At 44.5% G+C, this 22,276-nt stretch carries 15 protein-coding genes; 12 read left to right on the top strand and 3 right to left on the bottom strand.

Annotation, left to right across the window (positions count from 1 at the left end; translation table 11 throughout):
* Positions 1-6: 6 nt before the first annotated feature.
* Positions 7-1,119, bottom strand: a complete 1,113-nt coding sequence (gene ribBA, locus L0G63_RS03690; RefSeq protein WP_058023962.1) for a bifunctional 3,4-dihydroxy-2-butanone-4-phosphate synthase/GTP cyclohydrolase II — start codon at positions 1,117-1,119, stop codon at positions 7-9.
* A 310-nt stretch (positions 1,120-1,429) separates the two neighbouring features.
* Entirely contained in the window at positions 1,430-2,719 is a 1,290-nt protein-coding gene (locus L0G63_RS03685) for a replication-associated recombination protein A (RefSeq protein WP_301449414.1), read from the bottom strand.
* A gap of 409 nt (positions 2,720-3,128) precedes the next feature.
* On the opposite strand from L0G63_RS03685, the gene L0G63_RS03680 reads away from it, so the two are divergent.
* On the top strand, positions 3,129-3,662 hold the full coding sequence (locus tag L0G63_RS03680; RefSeq protein ID WP_301449413.1) for a type IV secretion protein Rhs: 534 nt from the start codon (positions 3,129-3,131) through the stop codon (positions 3,660-3,662).
* Between the two features lie 84 nt (positions 3,663-3,746).
* Positions 3,747-4,676, top strand: coding sequence for a hypothetical protein (locus L0G63_RS03675; RefSeq protein WP_301449412.1), 930 nt, complete (start codon positions 3,747-3,749; stop codon positions 4,674-4,676).
* Between the two features lie 118 nt (positions 4,677-4,794).
* Here the strand turns inward: L0G63_RS03675 and gltA are convergent, their stop codons facing one another.
* Positions 4,795-6,075 carry a citrate synthase gene (gltA, locus tag L0G63_RS03670; RefSeq protein WP_301449411.1) on the bottom strand — a complete coding sequence of 427 codons (1,281 nt, stop codon included), beginning with the start codon at positions 6,073-6,075 and terminating at the stop codon, positions 4,795-4,797.
* Positions 6,076-7,104: 1,029 nt separating this feature from the next.
* Between gltA and sdhC the strand changes: the two genes are divergently transcribed.
* The 10 genes from sdhC (at position 7,105) to L0G63_RS03620 (ending at position 22,039) form a co-directional block, all read left to right on the top strand.
* Positions 7,105-7,491 (top strand): succinate dehydrogenase, cytochrome b556 subunit, encoded by a 387-nt coding sequence (gene sdhC, locus L0G63_RS03665; RefSeq protein ID WP_301449410.1) that lies wholly within the window; start codon positions 7,105-7,107, stop codon positions 7,489-7,491.
* A 2-nt stretch (positions 7,492-7,493) separates the two neighbouring features.
* On the top strand, positions 7,494-7,898 hold the full coding sequence (sdhD, locus tag L0G63_RS03660; protein WP_301449438.1) for a succinate dehydrogenase, hydrophobic membrane anchor protein: 405 nt from the start codon (positions 7,494-7,496) through the stop codon (positions 7,896-7,898).
* A 358-nt stretch (positions 7,899-8,256) separates the two neighbouring features.
* Complete coding sequence (gene sdhA, locus L0G63_RS03655) at positions 8,257-10,107, top strand: succinate dehydrogenase flavoprotein subunit (protein WP_301449409.1); 1,851 nt, start codon at positions 8,257-8,259, stop codon at positions 10,105-10,107.
* A gap of 224 nt (positions 10,108-10,331) precedes the next feature.
* The gene (locus L0G63_RS03650; RefSeq protein ID WP_058023969.1) at positions 10,332-11,042 is read left to right on the top strand and encodes a succinate dehydrogenase iron-sulfur subunit; all 711 of its coding nucleotides are present in this window, start codon (positions 10,332-10,334) and stop codon (positions 11,040-11,042) included.
* A 935-nt stretch (positions 11,043-11,977) separates the two neighbouring features.
* Entirely contained in the window at positions 11,978-14,851 is a 2,874-nt protein-coding gene (locus tag L0G63_RS03645; protein ID WP_301449408.1) for a 2-oxoglutarate dehydrogenase E1 component, read from the top strand.
* Positions 14,852-15,014: 163 nt separating this feature from the next.
* On the top strand, positions 15,015-16,262 hold the full coding sequence (odhB, locus tag L0G63_RS03640) for a 2-oxoglutarate dehydrogenase complex dihydrolipoyllysine-residue succinyltransferase (protein ID WP_301449407.1): 1,248 nt from the start codon (positions 15,015-15,017) through the stop codon (positions 16,260-16,262).
* Positions 16,263-16,617: 355 nt separating this feature from the next.
* Entirely contained in the window at positions 16,618-18,072 is a 1,455-nt protein-coding gene (gene lpdA / locus L0G63_RS03635; protein WP_301449406.1) for a dihydrolipoyl dehydrogenase, read from the top strand.
* 185 nt (positions 18,073-18,257) lie between these two features.
* Entirely contained in the window at positions 18,258-19,424 is a 1,167-nt protein-coding gene (gene sucC, locus L0G63_RS03630) for an ADP-forming succinate--CoA ligase subunit beta (RefSeq protein WP_075101408.1), read from the top strand.
* A 187-nt stretch (positions 19,425-19,611) separates the two neighbouring features.
* Positions 19,612-20,487 carry a succinate--CoA ligase subunit alpha gene (gene sucD, locus L0G63_RS03625; RefSeq protein WP_301449405.1) on the top strand — a complete coding sequence of 292 codons (876 nt, stop codon included), beginning with the start codon at positions 19,612-19,614 and terminating at the stop codon, positions 20,485-20,487.
* Positions 20,488-20,689: 202 nt separating this feature from the next.
* Complete coding sequence (locus L0G63_RS03620; RefSeq protein ID WP_301449404.1) at positions 20,690-22,039, top strand: Gfo/Idh/MocA family oxidoreductase; 1,350 nt, start codon at positions 20,690-20,692, stop codon at positions 22,037-22,039.
* Positions 22,040-22,276: the final 237 nt, after the last annotated feature.

The raw sequence follows: 22,276 nt of genomic DNA, 5'->3' as shown, positions 1-22,276 counted from the left end.
TAGATTTTAGCTCTCTTGCGGTGCGTGCACAAAATCCACCACATTGAGATCAAAACCTGATAACGCATAAAACTTCATGGGTGATGACAATAGACGCATATCACGGACGCCTAAATGACGTAATATCTGTGCACCAACGCCGATACTGCGATAAGGCTGCTGGGTAATGGTCGATTGTGACTCATTGTCCAAGGCTTTATCTAATGCATCTCCCAAATCGATCGGCTGATGGTTGCCGACCCAAACCAACACACCGCGCTCTGAGGCGCTAATCTCTTCTAGCGCTGATTGGACGCTCCAGCCGCTACGACCAGTCATATCATTTTTGGCAGCAAATAAATCACGCAGTGGGTGGAAACCGTGGACACGTACGGTACTCACGCCTTCGCTCACATCTCCTTTTACCAAGGCGATATGAGTTTCTTCAGCGCCGAACTCGCGGAAACGGTGCAAGGTAAAAGTGCCATGTTCTGTTTCAAAAGGACGAGTTTCGATTTCTTCTACCGTTTGCTCATTGGCGATGCGGTAGTTGATGAGATCAGCAATGGTGCCCATCTTGATGTTATGCTCTTTGGCAAATATCTCAAGATCATCGCGACGTGCCATGGTGCCATCAGCGTTGATGATTTCTACAATCACCGCAGCAGGCTCTAATCCTGCCAGTCTTGATAAATCGCACCCTGCTTCTGTGTGGCCTGCACGGTGTAGAACGCCGCCGTTTTGTGCCATGATAGGGAAAATATGCCCAGGCTGCACGATGTCTTCTGGTTTGGCTGCCGAAGATACAGCGGCTTGAATGGTGCGAGCACGGTCAGCGGCAGAGATACCTGTGGTCACGCCTTCAGCCGCCTCAATCGATACTGTAAAGTTGGTGCTAAATTTTGCCTCGTTGCGATCTGACATCAGTGGCAATGCCAATTGCTGACAGCGTGCTTGTGATAGCGTCAGACACACCAAGCCGCGTGCATGAGTAATCATAAAGTTGATATCTTCAGGACGAACATGGGTCGCCGCCATGATGATATCGCCTTCGTTTTCGCGGTCTTCATCATCCATTAAGATGACCATTTTTCCGGCACGAATGTCTTCGATAATCTCAGGAATCGTATTTAAACTCATAGTAAATCTCAATATTTTATTATTAATAAATATGTGTGGTTTGTAATATAAAGGGTTGTCGGCTCATTGTAGCAGTAGTTGGTAACACGTGCTGTTGCTGTTGAGCAAATCGTTTGATCATCATAGCAACCAAATATGAAAATGTTTCATGATTCTTATTCATCATGGCGATAGGTATTTTAACGGTTTTTGCCTCAGCGTGCTGACCCAAAGCTGAACTATAACGCTTAGTCTTTTAAAAACAGGGTTCAGTTTTACCAATAGTATATGCAACTAACTTTCAAACCTTTTGATCCAGTGGGTCAATAGATCAGTCGTTACTGGCCGTTTGGCTTTTTAGCCACGCCATAAACTGCTTGCTATGCTGTTCTCGCTGGTTATCGGCAAACTCATAAAAGCTCGTGCCTGCTAAGTTTTCTGGCAAATAGCTTTGAGGGTAGTAGTGATTGGGATAATCATGCGGGTAAGCATAACCTTGACCATAGCCTTGATTGCGCATCAGTTTGGTCACGCCATTACGCAGATGTAGTGGTACTGGCGAGGCGTCTTTTTCTGCCAACGCCATCGCTGCATTGATCGCTTTATATGTGCTGTTACTCTTTGCACTGGTGGCTAAATAGACCACCACTTGCCCTAGGATAATACGCGCTTCTGGCATACCGATGGATTGCACACTGCGCAGGGCTGCATCCGCAAGGAGTAGGGCGTTTGGATTGGCATTGCCGATATCTTCACTGGCTAAGATTACCAATCTGCGCGCGATAAAATCGGCAGGCTCACCGCCAACGAGCATCCGCGCCATCCAGTACAACGCCGCGTCAGGATCTGAGCCACGCACTGATTTGATCATGGCTGAGATAATATCGTAATGTTGTTCGCCATCTTTGTCATAACGTACCAATGCCGTCTGCGCTACTCGGCTAACCAATTCATCATTGATAATAATCGGTGATTGCTTGGCATCCGCTGTTTGAATCGCCAGCTCTAGCAAGTTTAGTGCCTTTCTTGCATCGCCATGTGCCAGTTGGCTGATGGTCTCTTGTGCTTGCAAGTCGATGGTGAGTTTTTTGAGTATAGGGTCTTTCGAGAGTGCTCGCTGTAATACCGCACTGATTTGCTCGGGCGTTAACGGCTCTAAGCGGTACACTTGGCAACGTGACAACAGCGCGTTATTCACACTGAATGAGGGATTTTCTGTCGTGGCACCAATCAGCGTAATATCACCAGATTCTACCGCGCCCAATAATGCATCTTGCTGCGCCTTATTAAACCGATGAATCTCGTCGATAAAGACCACTGGTGACTCAAATGCCAGTGAGTCTTTGCTATCGAGCACCTCGCGTAACTGCTTAACCCCAGTATTCAATGCAGAAAGCGCATGAAAAGGTCGATTGACCGCATCAGCCAATAGCATTGCGATGGTCGTCTTACCGATACCTGCTTCGCCATGGAGGATGATAGAGGGCAAATGGCCCTGCTCGACCAAACGCCGTAATGGTGCCCCAGCCGCCAAAAGGTGCTCTTGGCCAATAATAGCCGCGAGAGAATCAGGACGCATACGCTGAGCAAGTGGGGTATCAGCATGGAAATTGGGTGGCATAAGACTCTCTATTGGAAAGTGAAAAGGCAATCTGCTAGCGACAATGGCGATACGCAAGAGATTCTATGATCGTTCCTAAAAAACATATGGGACTTTAAATACAGTACTGTGAATGTAAATGGTGTATATCTATCCGCTTGGCATGATTCTCGCAATAATTCTACAATAATAATGGCCACTAAATGATAGTCGTAGCAGAATTCATCGGGCATTTACTTATGGAAAGTATAGACGTCAGGCTAACGCAAAAACATGTTAATGAAAGCTAACGAAGCGTATAGCTTATGTCCTCAACGCTTTAGTTTTCGACATTCATCTATATTAAAGGTCTAACCGTACGAATAAGCATGGCTAAGGTAAGTATGATTTATTATAACTGGCCTATCAACGATAAGGTATTGCATTGACTATGATGAGACCACCTCTCAAGCGTTTATTGAACCGATACTCACGTAATATTGCAAAAAAGCAGCAGTCGCGTTATCTGACAATTGGCGAGATAGCACTGGCACGCTCAGTGTTCGGTGACCGTATTAGGCTCGATGAGGTGCAGCTAAAGACCACATGGTGGGTACTAAAAAACTACGCGGTGAGTCCAAATGGTCATATTTACTTTAATCCAGCCGATTGGATCACAGATTTTAGTTTGGCCTCGCTGGGCAAGCAAAGCTGGCTTATCCATGAGCTCACTCACGTGTGGCAGCTACAGCAAGGCTTGAAAGTGGTACGCGGTGCCCTTATCGATCGGCGATATGATTATGTGCTAGAGACGGGTAAGTCCTTTTTTAAATACGGTATCGAGCAGCAGGCGCGAATGGTTCAAGATTATTTTGTGCGCCGTCAAAAAGGACAGGATTGTCAGGATTTAGAAGCCTGTATACCATTTTTGACAGTGAATGCTATCACTGACAAAAAACGCGCCAACAGCAATTTTACTACTTAAACTGCCTCATAGTAAGCAAAAAGCCTACGTGCATCACCATTTTAGCTCTTTATATTTTAGCCTTATTAAAGGATATTTACGCTCATGTTTCGACTTTTGCCAGTAACGCCTCATGTCAATCCTCATGCTAGCTCAGCGTTGGCAGCTGCGTTAGCTAGTGTATTATTTCTGACTGGTTGTCAGCAGCAAGCAGATACGCCACCTGTATCCGAAGACGGTCAGACAAGCGAGCAGACGAACACAGAGGACAGTCAGCCTATACCCCAAAGTGACTCAGCGGCTGCTCGTATTGAGCAGTTTCAGCCTATATATGTGGCCCAGGCTCAAGGGTTGCAGCGCCGACTACAAGCAGAGTATGAGTCTTTGCAAGCTGCAGATACTTCAGATAGCGAAGCGTCATTATTGCTCACTACGCCTACTGATAATAAAGACACAGATAATACCGAAGCAATGACAAATGATGCTGTTTCTACCAGCGGTGTAGAAGCGATGGGCACTGAGCAGGGAGTGGCAACGGATGATTCAGTCGCTATCGATAGCAATACAGATTCAAACACAGATGCAGAGGTCAATACCAGCACGGAAGTTGGAGAGCGTGACTTAACGGTATTAAAACGTATTAGCCTTGAGCCGCGTAAGCCCGTCATGTTGACTGAAGATGAGATCATAGAGCGCTATCAGCAGACGATGGAGGCGTTGTATCAGCCTGTGACCACGCCCCTTAGTGCAGAAGATGCGGATACGCTAATCAACATAGCGACCTTAGTTCCTCAGCTATTTGAACATGCAGAGATTGCTGGACGTGTGAGTGCAAAAAGTCCAGCGCTGGCTCGGTTGATTATTCAGCATCAAGTGTGGGAGCAGATAGAAGCGCAGCAGGTCGTTGATATGCAGCAAATGAAGCAAAAGCAGCAGCAAGAGTTTGAAACGCTCATGACCAAATTCAACGATACGATTAAAGGATATGATGAGCAGATTGCCAAATATGAACAGACGTTAAAAGAGTTCCAATAGCGTATGACGTGATGGCGATAGTCGCGTGCCAAGTATCGTATTTGCTATAGACTTTACAGACACAATAAAAAATCCCGCATGATGGCGGGATTTTTTATTGTAAAGATACTATTTTTGCTTACTTACGGTCTTCAACCTTGACAAAGTCACGGCGCGTTTCACCCGTATATAACTGACGTGGACGACCGATCTTGTGTGGGGCGCTGTGCATCTCTAACAAATGGCTGATCCAACCTGAAGTACGAGCCAGTGCAAAGATTACCGTAAACATTGATGTTGGGATACCGATGGCTTTTAAGATAATACCAGAGTAAAAATCAACGTTTGGATATAGGTTACGCTCGATGAAGAACGGGTCTTCTAGTGCAATTTTTTCGAGTGCCATTGCCAATTCAAGCTTAGGATCGTTGACACCAAGTGCTTCTAATACTTCATCACAAGTCTCTTTCATGACTTTCGCACGTGGATCGAAGTTTTTGTAGACACGGTGACCAAAGCCCATTAGCTTCACTTCACGGCTTTTCACTTTTTCCATAAACTCAGGCACATTTTCAACCGTACCGATCTCATCTAGCATCTCTAGTACAGCTTCGTTTGCGCCGCCATGCGATGGACCCCAAAGAGCTGCGATACCAGCAGCGATACAAGCATAAGGGTTAGCACCAGTAGAGCCAGCTAAGCGGACTGTTGATGTTGACGCGTTTTGCTCATGATCAGCATGCAAGGTAAAGATTTTGTCCATGGCGCGCGTGATGACATCGTTTGTTTGATAGTCTACATCAGCAGGGGTGGCAAACATCATATATAAGAAGTTTTCAGCGTAATTAAAGTCATTACGCGGATACATGAACGGTTCGCCCTGCGAGTATTTATAACTCATCGCCGCAAGCGTAGGCATCTTAGCAATCAAACGAATAGCTGTGATTTCACGATGCTCTTCGTTACTGAGGTCTAGGTTGTCATGATAGAACGCTGATAACGCACCAACGACACCAACCATAATGGCCATTGGATGCGCGTCACGGCGGAAACCTTCAAAGAATTTACGCAATTGATCATGAACAGCCGTATGTTCACGAATTTTTTCAAAGAAATCTGCCTTTTGCTCAGCGTTAGGTAGGTCGCCATTTAGCAACGCATAAGCCACTTCTAGGTATTCAGCATGGTTTGCTAACTCATCAATAGGATAGCCACGATGTAATAACTCGCCTTTACCGCCGTCGATGTAAGTAATTTTTGATTCAACAGGAGCAGTCACTTTAAAACCAGGGTCATAAGTCCAAAATCCTGATTCTTGTATAGCAGCAACATCGAGGACTGGACGTCCTAAGGTACCTTTAATAATAGGAAGTTCGTATTCTTCACCATTCACGGTTAGTTTGGCATTTGTATCAGCCATAAATTGCTCTCCATTGTTTTTGACTTGTTAGAATAAAATTACTACAGACGCATACCTCACGTCGTCATCTGTCAAACGGCAAAATCCGTTTCACTCATTTAATACGCAAGGTATATTAGCAGCAATTACTTGTGATTTGAAAAAACTTTTCTTGACCATAGCCCCAATTGGTACGGCCTAGCGGTATTTATTCGCTGTAATTTTTGTATCAAAATATGTCGGATTGGTTATTTTGCTCAGAACTTTCTGTTTATCAAATATATTTGGACCATAAATATTGGTGTCATATTTTCTGACTGTTAGCAAAAAATCAGAAAAATATCCGCAGAAAACTGAGCTAAAAACAGACAGGGCATGAGTATTGGGCAAGTTAATCGTCAGCTGAAACTATCAGAGGTAAATGCTTTTCAAACTCAGTATTGCATATATCTATTCATTTGTTAATTCAGTATGTGCCTTTATTACTTTAGGGATAAATTTGTAATTATCGTCCAGTCATTTTATAATTGTAGGAATTAACTGGCACTAGCTTTGTGCGAATTGATAAGTGGTCATGATATAGTGTCGCCTAGAGCTTACTTTATACATGCTTATTTACGATTGTCTGGTGTTTCGATAGACCAAACCGAATTCTATGGTTTAAGTGTTCTTATTAATCGCTCTATTTTTAAAGACTTAGCATAAATATTTTGTGCCAAGTAAAGGGTTTGTTCTGATACAGAAGACATAGTAACGTTGTCTTGCGGTTCATACGACCAATAAAAATAGACTGGTTAGTCGATCTTACTCATGTTTATTCTCTTTGTTGTATAATAGATAGGTTGTTTTGTAGGCCTGTCCGTTCGACAAGCGACATTTCACGACTTATCAATATTTTGTATACATGATTCTTTCTTCATATTTAGCACAAACTAAAAGAAGTCAGCTAGCTCTTCCTTACTTTATTCGTCTCGTGTGTTGCTCGATGCTCAACTGACACCATTTTTGTCAAGCGTTGATAGCAGATACAGGAGTATAACCGCAAAAAGGATGCCCGCTGTGAAAAGCAACCGACCTATAGATCTGCCTTTAAGCCAAGTGATTAGCGTTAATCGCTCACCGATCGCAATCGCCTCTATCTTGCATCGTATCTCTGGCATTATTTTATTTTTATTAATCCCTGTAATGTTATGGCTATTACAAAACTCATTGGCATCGCCTGAGAGTTTTGAGACCGTATTTGACAACGTACTTGTGCGCTTTTTGGCATGGATATTTGTTGCCGCCATCGCATACCACTTCGTGATGGGTATCAAACACTTATTTGCTGATATGGGCATGAACGAAGAGCTAAAATCTGGCCGCACTGCTTCTATGGTCAGTTTTGTAATTGCAGCGATTTTAGTTGTCGCGTCATTTGTATGGGTGATGTTCTAATGATTAAAAATGATTCAGGAATCAAAAGTGCTACTGGTCTGACAGGTTCAGGTTCTCGTGATTGGATAGTACAACGTATTAGTGCTGTCGTATTAGCCGTTTATAGTGTGGTGTTGTTGGGCTTCTTTTTGACTCATGGTAATGTCACTTTCATTGAATGGTCGTCATTTATGACAAGCCTTCCTATGCGCTTATTTAGCTTGGTAGCTGTACTGGCGCTAGCTGGTCACGCTTGGGTCGGCATGTGGACGGTATTCACCGATTACATTACGTCTGGCAAAATGGGCGAAAGCGCACCGAAACTACGTTTGGTATTACAGACTTTAATGATTATCGCCATCTTAGTGTTTCTATTTTGGGGCATCATGATTTTTTGGGGTACAGGCTTTAGCGCTGTTGCAGTGTAATTGCTCCGTTATTACCTTTTAATATCTATACATCTTAACGAACGTCTGTCGCAAAATTACTTGCTGCTAGCACATCAAAAAGTCGTTCGTTATTAGCCAAAAATAGTCATAGCATTGGGCTGATGCTGGTTTGATCCATGATTTAGATGATGAAAGCTAAGTCGATATGGTGTTAAACAAACATAGCCTAATATAACGATAGATATGCGAATTAAGTGGTCAAAGGGTGTTTGTAACATCCGCTTGAATAATGGCATGTATTGACCAAGTATGAAGATAATTAGTTTGGTAATGACATGATGTTCAAAATAGCCTTTTTATTTACTTTTAAGCATTAACAGGCATTAGGAAAACCGTAATGGCAACTAGACAAGATAACACCATTAGTAATATCAAGACTCTAAACTACGATGCAGTCATCGTTGGTGGTGGCGGCTCAGGTATGCGTGCTTCATTGCATTTAGCCGAAGCAGGTATGAAGGTCGCAGTTTTGACCAAAGTATTCCCAACACGTTCACACACGGTTGCCGCTCAGGGTGGTATCGGTGCAAGTTTGGGTAACATGAGTAACGACAACTGGCATTTCCACTTTTATGATACCGTTAAAGGGTCAGACTGGTTGGGTGACCAAGACGCGATCGAGTACATGTGCCGTGAAGCGCCAAAAGTGGTCTATGAGCTTGAGCACATGGGCATGCCGTTTGACCGTAACGAAGATGGTACGATCTATCAGCGTCCATTTGGCGGCCATACATCCAATTATGGTGAAAAAGCAGTACAACGTGCTTGTGCTGCTGCTGACCGTACTGGTCATGCACTATTGCACACGCTATACCAGAAAAACTTACAGCAAGGTACTGAGTTCTTTATTGAGTGGATCGCACTTGATTTGATCAAAGACGAAGCAGGTAATATCAACGGCGTTATCGCCCTTGAGCAAGAGACAGGTACGGTTGCAGTATTCCAAGCGCCAGTTACTGTCCTAGCGACAGGCGGTGCAGGTCGTATCTTTGCCGCCTCTACCAACGCTTATATCAACACAGGCGATGGTATTGGTATGGCCGTTCGTGCAGGCATCCCACTACAGGATATGGAGTTCTGGCAATTCCATCCAACCGGCGTTCATGGTGCAGGGGTACTATTGACCGAAGGGTGCCGCGGTGAAGGGGCGATCTTGCGTAACAAAGATGGCGAAGCCTTCATGGAGCGTTATGCCCCAACGGTAAAAGACTTGGCACCACGTGATCTAGTATCACGCTCTATGGACCAAGAAATCAAAGAAGGTCGTGGTTGTGGCCCTAATGCCGACCATATCGTTATGGACATGACCCATTTGGGTGTTGACACTATCATGAAGCGTCTACCATCAGTATTTGAGATCGGTAAAAACTTCGCCAACGTTGACATCACAAAAGAGCCTATCCCAGTTATCTCAACCATTCACTACATGATGGGCGGTATTCCTACCACTATTCATGGTCAGGTGATTGTACCGGATCTAGAAGCAGGTACTGATGAGGACGGTTTATATGCCAAAGGCAATGTTGTCAAAGGCCTATATGCTATCGGTGAATGTGCGTGCGTGAGTGTACATGGTGCCAACCGTTTGGGTACCAACTCACTACTTGATTTGGTCGTGTTTGGTCGTGCTGCTGGTAAGCATATCGTTGATGAATTCCATCAAAATGATCATAATTACAAACCACTTGATCCTCATGTGCTTGATATCACAGTTGGTCGTTTAGACAAATTGCAGCAATCAACGTCAGGCTACAATGCACAAGACGTGGCTGATGAGATCCGTGCGACAATGCAGACACACGCCAGTGTATTCCGTACGCAAGCCATGATGGATGAAGGCGTTGAGAAAATTTTAGCGCTGGGTGAGAAAGTCGACAAGATCCACTTGGGTGATAAATCACAAGTCTTCAACACTGCTCGTATCGAAGCGTTTGAAGTGGCAAACTTATACGAAGTCGCAAAAGCGACAATGGTATCAGCTGCTAGTCGCCACGAAAGCCGCGGCGCGCATAGCGTCTCTGATTACGATCGTCCAGAAGATGATGATTACGCACCAAATGGCCGTAATGACCACGATTGGATGAAGCATACTTTATGGTATTCTGAAGGCAACCGCATCATTTATAAGCCAGTTCGCAAAGTACCATTGACTGTTGACTATATCGAACCAAAAGTCCGCGTCTATTAATGTTAGATAGTGAGCTTGATGTATAGCCGATATACAAAAGCAGTGTTAACGTTTTATCCCTTATTCATTTATTAAAAAGGTGATCGCCAGCTACATGCTCATAGACGTGTTACTAGGCTATTAATTGATATTCGATATTTGGTTATCAATAGTGATTAATAGTCATCACCAATATGCTGCAACCTTTGTATGCCCGCCATCACCTACGTGTGGAGTTTAGCATTATGAGCCGAGGTACTCGCACCATCGAAATCTATCGCTACGATCCTGATGTGGACGCAGCGCCACGCATGCAGACGTATACGATTGAATTACTTGATTCAGATCGTATGTTGCTTGACGTGCTATTACGCCTAAAGAAAGAAGATGAAACCATCACCTTCCGTCGCTCTTGCCGCGAAGGTATTTGTGGTTCTGATGGCATGAACATCAATGGCAAAAACGGCCTAGCATGTCTTATCAACATGAATACTTTGCCAGAGAAAGTAACCGTTCGTCCTTTACCTGGTTTGCCAGTGGTTCGTGACTTGGTGGTTGATATGAACCAATTCTACGAGCAATACGAAAAAGTACATCCTTACTTAATTAATGATCAGCCAGCACCGCCAACAGAGCGTCTACAGTCTCCTGCTGAACGTGAAAAGCTAAACGGTCTGTATGAGTGCATTCTATGTGCATGTTGCTCAACGAGCTGCCCTTCTTTTTGGTGGAACCCTGATAAGTTCCTAGGTCCATCAGCATTACTACATGCGTATCGTTTCGTTGCTGATAGCCGCGATGGTGACACGCAAGCACGTTTGGCACGTCTGGATGATCCGTTCAGTTTGTTCCGTTGCCGCGGTATCATGAACTGTGTATCAGTTTGTCCAAAAGGCTTGAACCCAACCAAAGCCATTGGTCATCTACGTAATATGCTGATCGATCAAGCTGGTTAGTGATTTGATGTATTATAAATATGACAATAAGACACCACCTATTCGTTAGGTGGTGTTTTTGTTGGTCGAAATGATTGATTATATAGGTAGCTATTTTGACACGATGATTTGAAATATATCTTTAAGCCTAATCATTGATGCGGCTGGTATATTGCACAAGAGAGCCTTTTAGCTCAGTTGTCATATAATTAAGCTTATTAGCTTATGAAGGATATAAGCGATGGGTATAAGTTATAAGACATATTGTGTACCCAATTAGTATATATAATCAGAGATAGAGACACGCAAATTTTGTTATAATTCCATTCAGAATTCAGTCATATCGCTGTGTAGAGGTTTTGATATTTCAGAAGTAGGGTGCACATATATCATTGCATTAATACAATAAAACGTTATGTATACAATAATGATGCTTCTATAATTGATAATAGATATTCATTATGTAAATACTTAGTATTGAACAAACAAACTATGTCGCAAAAAATGCTCATGATAATCTATACAGCAATGTATTTTTGTCTGAACCAGAAAGTTTTGTTAGCAAATAGTGGTTATTTCAGCGATAATAGTCAGTTTGTAGGTCAGCTAGAAATCGACCATTTAGTAATAAATTATCATTAATAAATTGGTTATGGCTGAAAGAAGTATATATAAATTAATGTTGTGAAACGAGGTAGATAAGAAAACTGAGCATTCACAAATAAATTTATTTTCAATATAGGTGTTGCAAAAAGATTTGTCACCACTATTTAGCATCACTTGCTCCCTTAGACCATGACAGCAATATTCTATAGTGACGGCAATACTTAGGGATAAAGGGTTTTATCGAACAGTATTCAATGGGGTATGACAAATTGTCTGAACACCTAGCATACAGCGAATGACACCATAATAAGCACGATTCCATTCATTTATCTATCAAATAGACGATTATTATGAATAGTATAACCAAAGAAAAAGCGGACCAAGGCCACACCGAGCTAGCTGCCGATAATGCCGGCTATATAGAAGCTCTTTATGAGCAATACCTAACCGACCCCAATAGTGTTGATACAGATTGGCAAGCGTACTTTGAACAGTACAAAACGTCAAACGATGCTCATCACAATGCTATTAAAGACCAGTTTTTATTACTTGCTCGCAACCAAACCGCCAATAAGGGCAGTAGCGAGAGTAACACCACTTCAGAGGACTGTACTGATCCAAAACAAATGGGCGTACAGCAACTCATTTCATCCTATCGTCGCCGTGGTCATCGCCGCGCCAAGCTAGATCCATTAGATCTGCATCCGCGTGCCGAAGTAGAAGATCTGACGCTTGCGTATCACAACCTATCAGAGGCCGATCTCGATACGGTATTTCCGACCAATGATTTAAACATCGGTAAAGACGAAGCGACACTCCGTGAGATCATCGAAATCATGGAGCGTGTGTACTGCCGTTATATCGGTGTTGAATACATGCACGTGACCACCAGCACCGAAAAACGCTGGATGGAAAAATACCTCGAGACCAACCTAGGCTATATCGAATTTGATAAAGAAAAACGCCTCTCTATCTTAGAGCGTCTGACAGCAGCGGAAGGCCTAGAGAAATATCTGGCTCGTAAATATACCGGCGTCAAACGTTTCGGTCTAGAAGGCGGCGAGAGCTTTATCCCAGCCATCAATGAAATCATCCAACGTGCTGGCGGCTATGGCACCAAAGAGATGGTCATTGGTATGGCGCACCGTGGCCGTCTAAACCTATTGGTCAATATCTTAGGTAAAAACCCTGCCGATTTGTTTGATGAATTCGATGGTAAGGTACAGCCAGAAAAAGGCTCAGGCGACGTTAAGTATCATAACGGTTTTTCTTCTAACGTCATGACACCAGGCGGTGAGGCGCATTTGGCTCTAGCCTTTAACCCATCGCACCTTGAAATCGTAGCGCCCGTCTTACAAGGCTCGGTACGTGCACGTCAAGTTCGCCGTAACGATCAGCCGTTTATGGACAACAAAGGCGGTAACTCAGTGCTGCCAATCGTCATCCATGGTGATGCTGCTTTTGCCGGTCAGGGTGTGGTTCAAGAAACCTTCCAGATGTCACAGACGCGTGGTTATACCACGGGTGGTACGGTTCATATCGTGATCAACAACCAAGTCGGCTTTACGACCAGCCGTCAAGAAGACGCACGCTCAACCGAGTACTGTACTGATGTGGCCAAGATGGTGCATGCACCTATCTTACACGTCAACGGCGATGATCCTGAGTCTGTGGTGTTTGCTGCGCAATTGGCACTAGACTACCGTCATGAGTTTGGCAAAGACATCATCATTGATTTGTTCTGCTATCGCCGTAACGGTCACAACGAAGCCGACGAGCCATCAGCGACGCAGCCTTTGATGTATGCAGTTATCAAAAAATTGCCTACGACGCGTACTATCTACGCACAAAAACTCATCGCCGATGGCGTCCTTAGCGCAGAAGAAGAAAAACAGTACGAAGATGACTACCGTGAGTCGCTAGACCGTGGTGATTATGTCGCCAACTCATTGGTCAGCAAGCCAAACGAAGCGTTATTTGTCGATTGGAAGCCCTACCTAGGTCATGATTTGGTCGATGAATGGGATACCAGCGTCGATATCGAAAAATTAAAAGAGTATGGCCGCCGTATGGCGCAAATGCCAGAAGGCTACAAGCTACAGCGCCAAGTACAAAAAGTGGTCGATCAGCGTCTAGCCATGCAGACAGGCGAAGAGCCACTGAACTGGGGCGCCGCTGAAACTTTGGCCTATGCATCATTGGTCGATCATGATAATGCCTTGGTTCGTATCACTGGTGAAGATGTCGGCCGTGGTACTTTCTCGCATCGTCATAGTGAGATCTACAACGTCAATGACGGCAGCATGTATGTGCCTTTATCACATATCAGCGAAAGCCAAGCACGTTTTGCCACTTATAACTCGTTGTTGTCAGAAGAAGCGGTACTGGCCTTTGAATACGGCTATGCAACCACCGTACCCAACGCGCTCATCGTTTGGGAAGCGCAGTTTGGTGATTTCGTCAACGGCGCGCAAGTGGTGATTGATCAGTTTATCTCAAGCGGCGAGACCAAATGGCAGCGCGTTTGTGGTCTAACCATGCTGTTGCCACATGGCTACGAAGGTCAAGGCCCTGAGCATTCATCAGCACGTCTTGAGCGTTTCTTGCAGCTATGTGCCGAAGACAACATGCAAGTGATTACCCCAACGACGCCTGCACAGATTTATCATGCCTTACGTCGTCAAGCGGTACGCCCAATTCGTAAGCCGCTTATCGTGATGTCACCGAAGAGCCTGCTGCGTCATAAGCTGGCAACCTCTCACCTAGAAGAGCTTGCCAACGGTAAGTTTGAGACGGTATTGCCAGAGATGGACGATCATAACGCAGATAAAGTGACTCGTATGGTGCTCTGTGGTGGTAAGGTCTACTATGATCTACTTGAGCAGCGCCGTGCGCTTGGCCTTGATCATGTGGCCATCGTCCGTATTGAGCAGCTTTATCCATTGCCAGAGCAACGTTTGGTCGCTGAGATCGAAAAATACAGCAACCTAAAAGAAATCGTTTGGACGCAAGAAGAGCCATTGAACCAAGGTGCTTGGTACTATCTGGCGCCGCATATGTTCCGTATCGTCGTACCACATCCAACCAAGGCAAAAGTCATGGAGCCAGTCGCACGTCCGCCGAGCGCCGCTCCTGCGACAGGGTCGCCAAAACTGCATGCTCAGCAGCAGCAAGCACTGATCGCAGGCGGTCTTGGTATCAGTGTCGATGAGCTGGCAAAGTAAGATAAGTGACAGACGTTACAAGTTATAGATTATAGAAGACACATGAAGCAGGCGATGACAGTCAGTACTGGCAATACCTATCAGTGACATTGTTGCAAACAGTATTGACTGCCTATCACGACTTAATAATGCAGATAAATATCCAAATCTAAGGAGTATATCGATGGCTGATATCAAAGCCCCCGTTTTTCCAGAATCGGTTGCCGATGGCACGATCGTCGAATGGCATGTCAGTGAAGGTCAGCAAGTAAACCGTGATGACCTATTGGCTGAAATCGAAACCGACAAAGTTGTTTTAGAAGTTGTGGCACCTGATGATGGTGTTGTGACCAAAATCGTCAAGCAAGTAGATGACACAGTACTATCTGACGAGCTAATCGCTGAGTTTGAAGCCGGTGCAAGTGGCAGCACAGACTCAAACGATGAGCCAGCAGTCAACCCAGACCAGCCAGCGGCACCGGTACAAGCCAAGCAAGGTACAGATGGCGGTGAGCCAGTACAAGTCACTGATAAAAAAGACGAAGCAGATCACAAAGATCAAAGCCCAGCCGTCCGTAAAGCAGCAAAAGAGTCTGGCGTTGATCCTAAAGATGTGGAAGGTAGTGGCCGCGGTGGTCGTGTCACCAAAACAGATATGGCCAACCCAACACTAAAATCAGACAGCAGCATCAAATCTGATAGCGGTCGTCCTGTAGCAGAATCAACGGGCGAGCGTACTGAAAAACGCGTTCCAATGACTCGCTTGCGTAAGCGTGTCGCTGAGCGTCTACTGTCGGCTACTCAAGAAACTGCTATGTTGACGACCTTTAACGAAGTCAATATGAAGCCGTTGATGGACATGCGTACTAAGTACAAAGAGAAGTTCGAAAAACGTCATGGCGTACGTCTAGGCTTTATGTCGCTATTTGTCAAAGCGGCGACCGAAGCACTCAAACGCTTCCCAGCGGTAAACGCTTCGCTAGACGGTGATGACATCGTTTATCATGGTTTTTATGACATCGGTGTGGCGGTATCATCAGATCGCGGCCTCGTCGTTCCCGTACTGCGCGATACTGACCGTATGGGTATGGCGGACATCGAAGCCAAAATCCGTGAATACGGTAGCAAGGCGCAAGAAGGCAAGCTTGGTCTAGACGAGATGACGGGTGGTACATTCACTATCTCAAATGGCGGTGTATTTGGCTCACTGATGTCAACGCCTATCTTGAACCCACCGCAAACTGCTATCTTGGGTATGCATGCGATCAACGAGCGCCCAATGGCGGTCGACGGTAAAGTTGAGATCTTGCCGATGATGTACCTAGCGCTGTCTTATGACCACCGTATGATCGATGGTAAAGAAGCGGTACAATTCTTAGTGACACTAAAAGAATTGGTCGAAGATCCTACTATGCTTCTTTTAGACCTGTAAGCTTCTAAGCTTGTATTGGCAATCGCTGATACAAGTTTTTTAACTTTGGTATCGGCCATTGTCATTTGAGCAAAATTAAGCTTAGCAATAATCAAGCCGTTTAGTTGTGACGTTTAATGAAGACGCAGTCATATAGGGCGGCGTCTGACGGCGGGCCATTAGTACGCTTTATCGAGCTGCCTGTATTTGGGGCAGCCTATTGGCTACTACAGACGTCATCAAAACCAGACAGATGATTGACTTTGTGGTTAAAGATGAGATCGGTCGTTATTGCACAAAAGTGACACCATCGTGCCGATATACCTCACACAACATGAGCAAAATCTAAAATAATCTAAAAAAATAGGAACGTACTATGAAAGACAATTATGATTTGGTCGTCATCGGCGGCGGTCCTGGCGGTTATGAAGCAGCCATTCGCGCAGGTCAGCTCGGCATGAGCGTGGCCTGTATCGAAAAACGCGTTTATAAAGGCGAGCCTGCGCTTGGCGGTACTTGTCTAAACGTCGGTTGTATCCCATCAAAAGCCTTGCTGGATAGCTCGCATCGTTATGAAGCGACCAAGCATGACTTAGCTGAGCATGGCATCAGCACAGGTGATGTCTCTATCGATATCGAGCAGATGATCACTCGTAAAGAAGGCATCGTCAAGCAGTTGACCGGCGGCGTGGCAGCATTGCTGAAGGGCAATGGCGTTGACTGGCTACAAGGCTGGGGTACGCTCATTGATGGTAAAGGTAGCGAGAAAAAAGTTAAATTTACCGCGCTAGAAGACGACAGCGAAACGACCATCACCGCAAAAAATGTCATTCTTGCGGCAGGCTCAGTACCTATCGAGATTCCAGTGGCCAAAACTGACGGCGACCGTATTGTTGATTCAACTGGCGCACTGGACTTTACTGAAGTACCTAAACGCCTTGGCGTGATCGGTGCGGGCGTGATCGGTCTGGAGCTAGGCTCTGTATGGCGCCGCTTGGGTAGTGAGGTCGTGGTATATGAAGCACTACCAAGCTTCTTAGCCGCCGCTGACAAAGACATCGCCAAAGAAGCCGGCAAACTGCTGAAAAAGCAAGGCCTTGATATTCGTGTCGATACCAAAGTTACCAACGCTGAAGTCAAAGGCGATCAAGTCGTTGTGACCAGCGAAGCCAAAGGCGAAGCCTCAGAGGAGAGCTTTGATAAGCTAATCGTCTGTGTCGGTCGCCGTGCCTACTCTGAAAAACTACTGGGCGAAGACAGCGGTATCACCTTGACCGAGCGCGGTCTAATCGATGTCGACGATCAGTGCAAAACCAATCTAGACGGCGTCTATGCCATCGGCGATTTGGTACGTGGTCCTATGCTTGCGCACAAAGCGATGGAAGAGGGCATGATGGCCGTCGAGCGTATCCATGGCGAAAAAGCTCAGGTCAACTACGACACCATCATCAACGTCATCTATACCCATCCAGAAATCGCATGGGTTGGCATGACTGAGCAAGAAGCCGAAGAAGCTGGTTATGAAGTCAAAACTGGCTCATTTAACCTAGCGGCCAACGGTCGTGCGCTCGCGCAAAGCGAAGGCCAAGGCTCTATCAAAGTCGTCGCCGATGCCAAAACAGATCGTTTGTTAGGTATGCATGCCATCTCTGCAGGCGCAGGTGACATCGTCCATCAAGGCATGATCGCGATGGAGTTTGTCTCTAGTATCGAAGACCTGCAGCTGATGACGTTTGCTCATCCAACGATCTCAGAAGCAGTACACGAAGCGGCGCTATCTGCAGATGGCCGTGCTATCCACGCTATCCAGCGTAAAAAGCGTAAAAAATAAGTCGTTCGCTACCGTTGCAAAACAAGCAAACAAATAAGCAAGTATCGATTTATGACTTGACTATTTAGGCGTCAATGATAGTGCTGCTATCGGCGCTGCTGCTATGGTCATGAGTGCGCCAGGCTCTGGTCTACGCGCACTTATTTTCACTTTTTATTAATTGTAAAAAACAAGGGATACAATCAATGAATTTACATGAGTATCAAGCAAAAGAGCTATTAAAAAGCTACGGATTGCCTATTCAAGAAGGCATCATCGCCCACAATGGCGACGAAGCTGCTGCTGCTTTTGACAAAACCCCAACCGATATCGCCGTCATCAAAGCACAGGTACACGCTGGTGGCCGTGGTAAAGCGGGCGGTGTAAAGCTGGTTAAGACTCGTGAAGAAGCCAAACAAGTGGCAGAAGAGCTCATCGGTACCAACTTGGTCACCTTCCAGACTGATGCTGATGGTCAACCCGTCAACTTCGTCTTGGTTGCAGAAGATATGTATCCAGTACAGACTGAGCTATATCTTGGTGCTGTGGTCGACCGTGCTACCCGCCGTGTGACCTTTATGGCATCAACCGAAGGCGGCGTCGATATCGAAGAAGTCGCTAATGAGACACCAGAAAAAATCTTTAAAGTACATGTAGATCCATTAGTCGGTCTTATGCCTTTCCAAGCGCGTGATGTGGCGTTTAAACTTGGCCTAGAAGGCAAACAAATCAACCAGTTCGTAAAATTGATGACTGGCGCATACAAAGCCTTTGTTGAAAACGACTTTGCCCTAATGGAGATCAACCCATTAGCCGTACGCGAAAACGGCGAAATCGTCTGTGTCGATGGCAAAATCGGTATCGACTCAAACGCCCTATATCGCCTACCAAAAATTGCAGCCCTACAAGACAAAACGCAAGAAAACGAGCGTGAGCTAAAAGCCGCTGAGTTTGACCTAAACTATGTCGCTCTAGAAGGCAACATCGGTTGTATGGTCAACGGTGCGGGTCTTGCCATGGCGACCATGGACATCATCAAACTGTACGGCGGCAAGCCTGCTAACTTCCTAGACGTGGGCGGCGGTGCAACCAAAGATCGCGTTGTAGAAGCGTTCAAAATCATCCTAGAAGACAGCAGCGTAGAAGGCGTTCTTATCAACATCTTCGGTGGTATCGTACGCTGTGACATGATCGCAGAAGCCATCATCGCTGCAGTAAAAGAAGTCGACGTACAAGTACCTGTGGTCGTCCGTCTAGAAGGTAACAACGCTGAAAAAGGCGCGCAAATCCTAGAAGAATCTGGTCTAAAACTGATCTCAGCTCAGGGCCTCGCAGACGCTGCACAAAAAATTGTCGAAGCTGTACAAGCTTAATACCGATTGCGCCAGCGCCTTAGAGTAGGGCGATGAAACCTAACTCTAAGCATATAAGCGCTATCGCATAGTCGTCAAAGCGTGATGGCACTTGCTAAGCTCAGATCGTCATTGTCAGATCATCATTGATAGTGGTCATCAGTCGTCAAGTCGCTGTCACAAGACAACCGAATACAAGGAAAAAATAATGAGTGTATTAATCGATAAAGATACCAAAGTATTGGTACAAGGTTTTACGGGTAAAAATGGTACCTTCCATTCAGAGCAAGCCATCGAATACGGCACCAAAGTCGTCGGCGGTGTTACGCCAGGTAAAGGCGGTCAAACGCACCTAGGCTTGCCAGTATTTAACACTATGAGCGAGGCGATGGAAGCGACTCAAGCGGACGCTTCTGTAATCTACGTACCAGCACCATTTGTACTAGACTCTATCGTTGAAGCGATCGATGCGGGCGTTAAGTTGATCGTTGTGATCACTGAAGGCGTACCGACTCTCGATATGCTAAAAGCAAAACGCTATCTTGAAGAAGCGGGCGACGTACGTTTGGTTGGTCCTAACTGCCCAGGCGTTATCACTCCAGGTCAGTGCAAAATCGGTATCATGCCAGGCCATATCCATCAGCCAGGTAAAGTCGGTATCATCTCACGCTCTGGTACCTTGACTTATGAAGCTGTCGCGCAGACCACAAAGCTTGGCTTTGGTCAGTCAACCTGTATCGGTATCGGTGGTGACCCTATCCCTGGTATGAACCAGATCGACGCGCTAAAACTGTTTGAAGAAGATCCACAGACCGAGGCGATCATCTTGATCGGTGAGATCGGTGGTACTGCGGAAGAAGAAGCCGCCGCTTATATCAAAGACCATGTGACGAAGCCTGTGGTCGGCTATATCGCTGGTGTCACTGCTCCAGAAGGCAAGCGTATGGGTCATGCTGGTGCGATCATCTCTGGTGGTCAAGGTACGGCAGAAGAGAAGTTTAGAGCCTTTGAAGACGCTGGTATCGCATATACACGTGACCCATCTAAGCTTGGTGACAAACTAAAAGAAGTTACTGGTTGGTAAGATAGACATTGGTCTATAGTGAAACTACTAAAACTATATTGAAATATGACTAAGACACCCCTATGATGGGGTGTCTTTTTTATGTATTATATTTGGTATAGTTCGAATCACTTTAATACCGCAGTCTCTCAAATTTATATCATTTTCTATTTGAATTTACTGAATAATAATACTTCTATACTGGAAAATTAGGTTTTTTAAAATGAAAAAAGTAATTACATATGGATCATATGATTTGTTACATGAAGGGCATGTTCGCCTTTTAAAAAGAGCTAAGGCATTAGGTGATTATTTAGTAGTGGGGGTAACCTCAGAAAGTTATGATAGATCAAGAGGTAAGTTAGATGTTGTAAACACAACTACTGAACGTGCTGAAGCAGTACGGGCTTTAGAGTATGTAGATGAAGTCATCATTGAATATGATAAAGAACAAAAAGCTAAAGATATTCAGGAAATGGGAATAGACATATTTGCTATAGGTGATGATTGGATAGGTTCTTTTGATTATCTATCTGAACATTGCGAAGTAATATATCTACCACGTACTCCCGCAATTTCTAGCAGTAAGCTTAGAGAAGATTTATTACGTGAATTTAAGATAGGAGTGATAGGTACAGGCAGAATAGCTAAGCGTTTCTGTAATGAAGCTAAACATGTGCCTCATTTGGTTATTAAAGCTGCCATGTCACGAGACATAGTTAACGTCAGAAATTTTATCGAAGCTACTGGTATTCCTAATGGACATTTAATTCTAGCAGATCTCTTAAATGATGATATTGATGCAGTATACATTGCCTCACCTCATGAATTTCATTATGAACAAGCTAAAGCAGCTCTCTTGAGTGGAAAGCATGTATTATGTGAAAAGCCAGTTACTTTAGAATCAGAAAAACTCGTAGAACTGCTTAATATCGCGAAAGAAAAAGAATTAGTATTTATTGAAGCTATTAAAACTGCATTTGTATCTGCATTTCATAAATTGTTATATGAAGTAAAAAATGGCAAAATTGGTGAGATAAGAGAAGTAAGGTCTTCTTTTACAAAATTAATTGAAGACAAGTCTAACAGAGAGTGGAAAAAGTCTTATGGCGGGGCAACGAATGAGCTTGCTAGTTATCCATTACTATTAGCCCAAAAAGTGCTTGGGAAGCCATCTAAAATCCATTATTTTGATCAGATAGACGAAGAGACTGGCGTTGACTTATCTAACCGTATTATTGGAGAGTATGAGTCAGGTGCTATTTCAATCAGTACTGTTGGCATAGGTGCTAAAACTGAAGGCTCGGCAGTTATTTCGGGCTCGAAAGGGTATATTTATATCCCTGCTCCATGGTGGTTAACTAAGAAGTTTTTTGTTAGATATGAGGATCCCAATCATATAGAAGAGTTTGAGTATTCATTTGAAGGGGATGGATTAAGATATGAAATTTCAGAGTTTGTTACTTTAGTAACTCGCAATATGAAAGCTTCTGAGCAATTAACCCATGAAGATATGCTGAGTATTAATTTTATAATTGATGACTATAATAAATATCATAAGAAATTGAATTAGTATTATTTTCAGCAAAGCTGGTGATTGTATAGCATGGAATGATGTATTTTCCAAGTTATTATTCGGGATTTTGATAGTGTTAAGTTTAATGCCTTATACTTAAAGCAACTGAAATTACGCTAATTAATAATTTAATAAGTGTATATTCATGATAATTGCATTTTGATTACAAATTGAAAAGTGTTATTTTTATTTAGGTGGCACTTTAGGACTGTTGTGACAATTCACATTGACAAA

The sequence above is a fragment of the Psychrobacter sp. genome (genome assembly GCF_030454045.1).
Classification (GTDB): domain Bacteria; phylum Pseudomonadota; class Gammaproteobacteria; order Pseudomonadales; family Moraxellaceae; genus Psychrobacter.
Note: the sequence above shows the minus strand (reverse complement) of the source record. Positions and strands in the feature narration are given on the sequence as shown.

Bases quoted from the DNA above. Each gene is read 5' to 3' on its own strand.
- ribBA (WP_058023962.1), bottom strand. From the start codon at position 1,119: ATGAGTTTAAATACGATTCCTGAGATTATCGAAGACATTCGTGCCGGA.
- L0G63_RS03685 (WP_301449414.1), bottom strand. From the start codon at position 2,719: ATGCCACCCAATTTCCATGCTGATACCCCACTTGCTCAGCGTATGCGT.
- L0G63_RS03680 (WP_301449413.1), top strand. From the start codon at position 3,129: ATGATGAGACCACCTCTCAAGCGTTTATTGAACCGATACTCACGTAAT.
- L0G63_RS03675 (WP_301449412.1), top strand. From the start codon at position 3,747: ATGTTTCGACTTTTGCCAGTAACGCCTCATGTCAATCCTCATGCTAGC.
- gltA (WP_301449411.1), bottom strand. From the start codon at position 6,075: ATGGCTGATACAAATGCCAAACTAACCGTGAATGGTGAAGAATACGAA.
- sdhC (WP_301449410.1), top strand. From the start codon at position 7,105: ATGCCCGCTGTGAAAAGCAACCGACCTATAGATCTGCCTTTAAGCCAA.
- sdhA (WP_301449409.1), top strand. From the start codon at position 8,257: ATGGCAACTAGACAAGATAACACCATTAGTAATATCAAGACTCTAAAC.
- L0G63_RS03650 (WP_058023969.1), top strand. From the start codon at position 10,332: ATGAGCCGAGGTACTCGCACCATCGAAATCTATCGCTACGATCCTGAT.
- L0G63_RS03645 (WP_301449408.1), top strand. From the start codon at position 11,978: ATGAATAGTATAACCAAAGAAAAAGCGGACCAAGGCCACACCGAGCTA.
- odhB (WP_301449407.1), top strand. From the start codon at position 15,015: ATGGCTGATATCAAAGCCCCCGTTTTTCCAGAATCGGTTGCCGATGGC.
- lpdA (WP_301449406.1), top strand. From the start codon at position 16,618: ATGAAAGACAATTATGATTTGGTCGTCATCGGCGGCGGTCCTGGCGGT.
- sucC (WP_075101408.1), top strand. From the start codon at position 18,258: ATGAATTTACATGAGTATCAAGCAAAAGAGCTATTAAAAAGCTACGGA.
- sucD (WP_301449405.1), top strand. From the start codon at position 19,612: ATGAGTGTATTAATCGATAAAGATACCAAAGTATTGGTACAAGGTTTT.
- L0G63_RS03620 (WP_301449404.1), top strand. From the start codon at position 20,690: ATGAAAAAAGTAATTACATATGGATCATATGATTTGTTACATGAAGGG.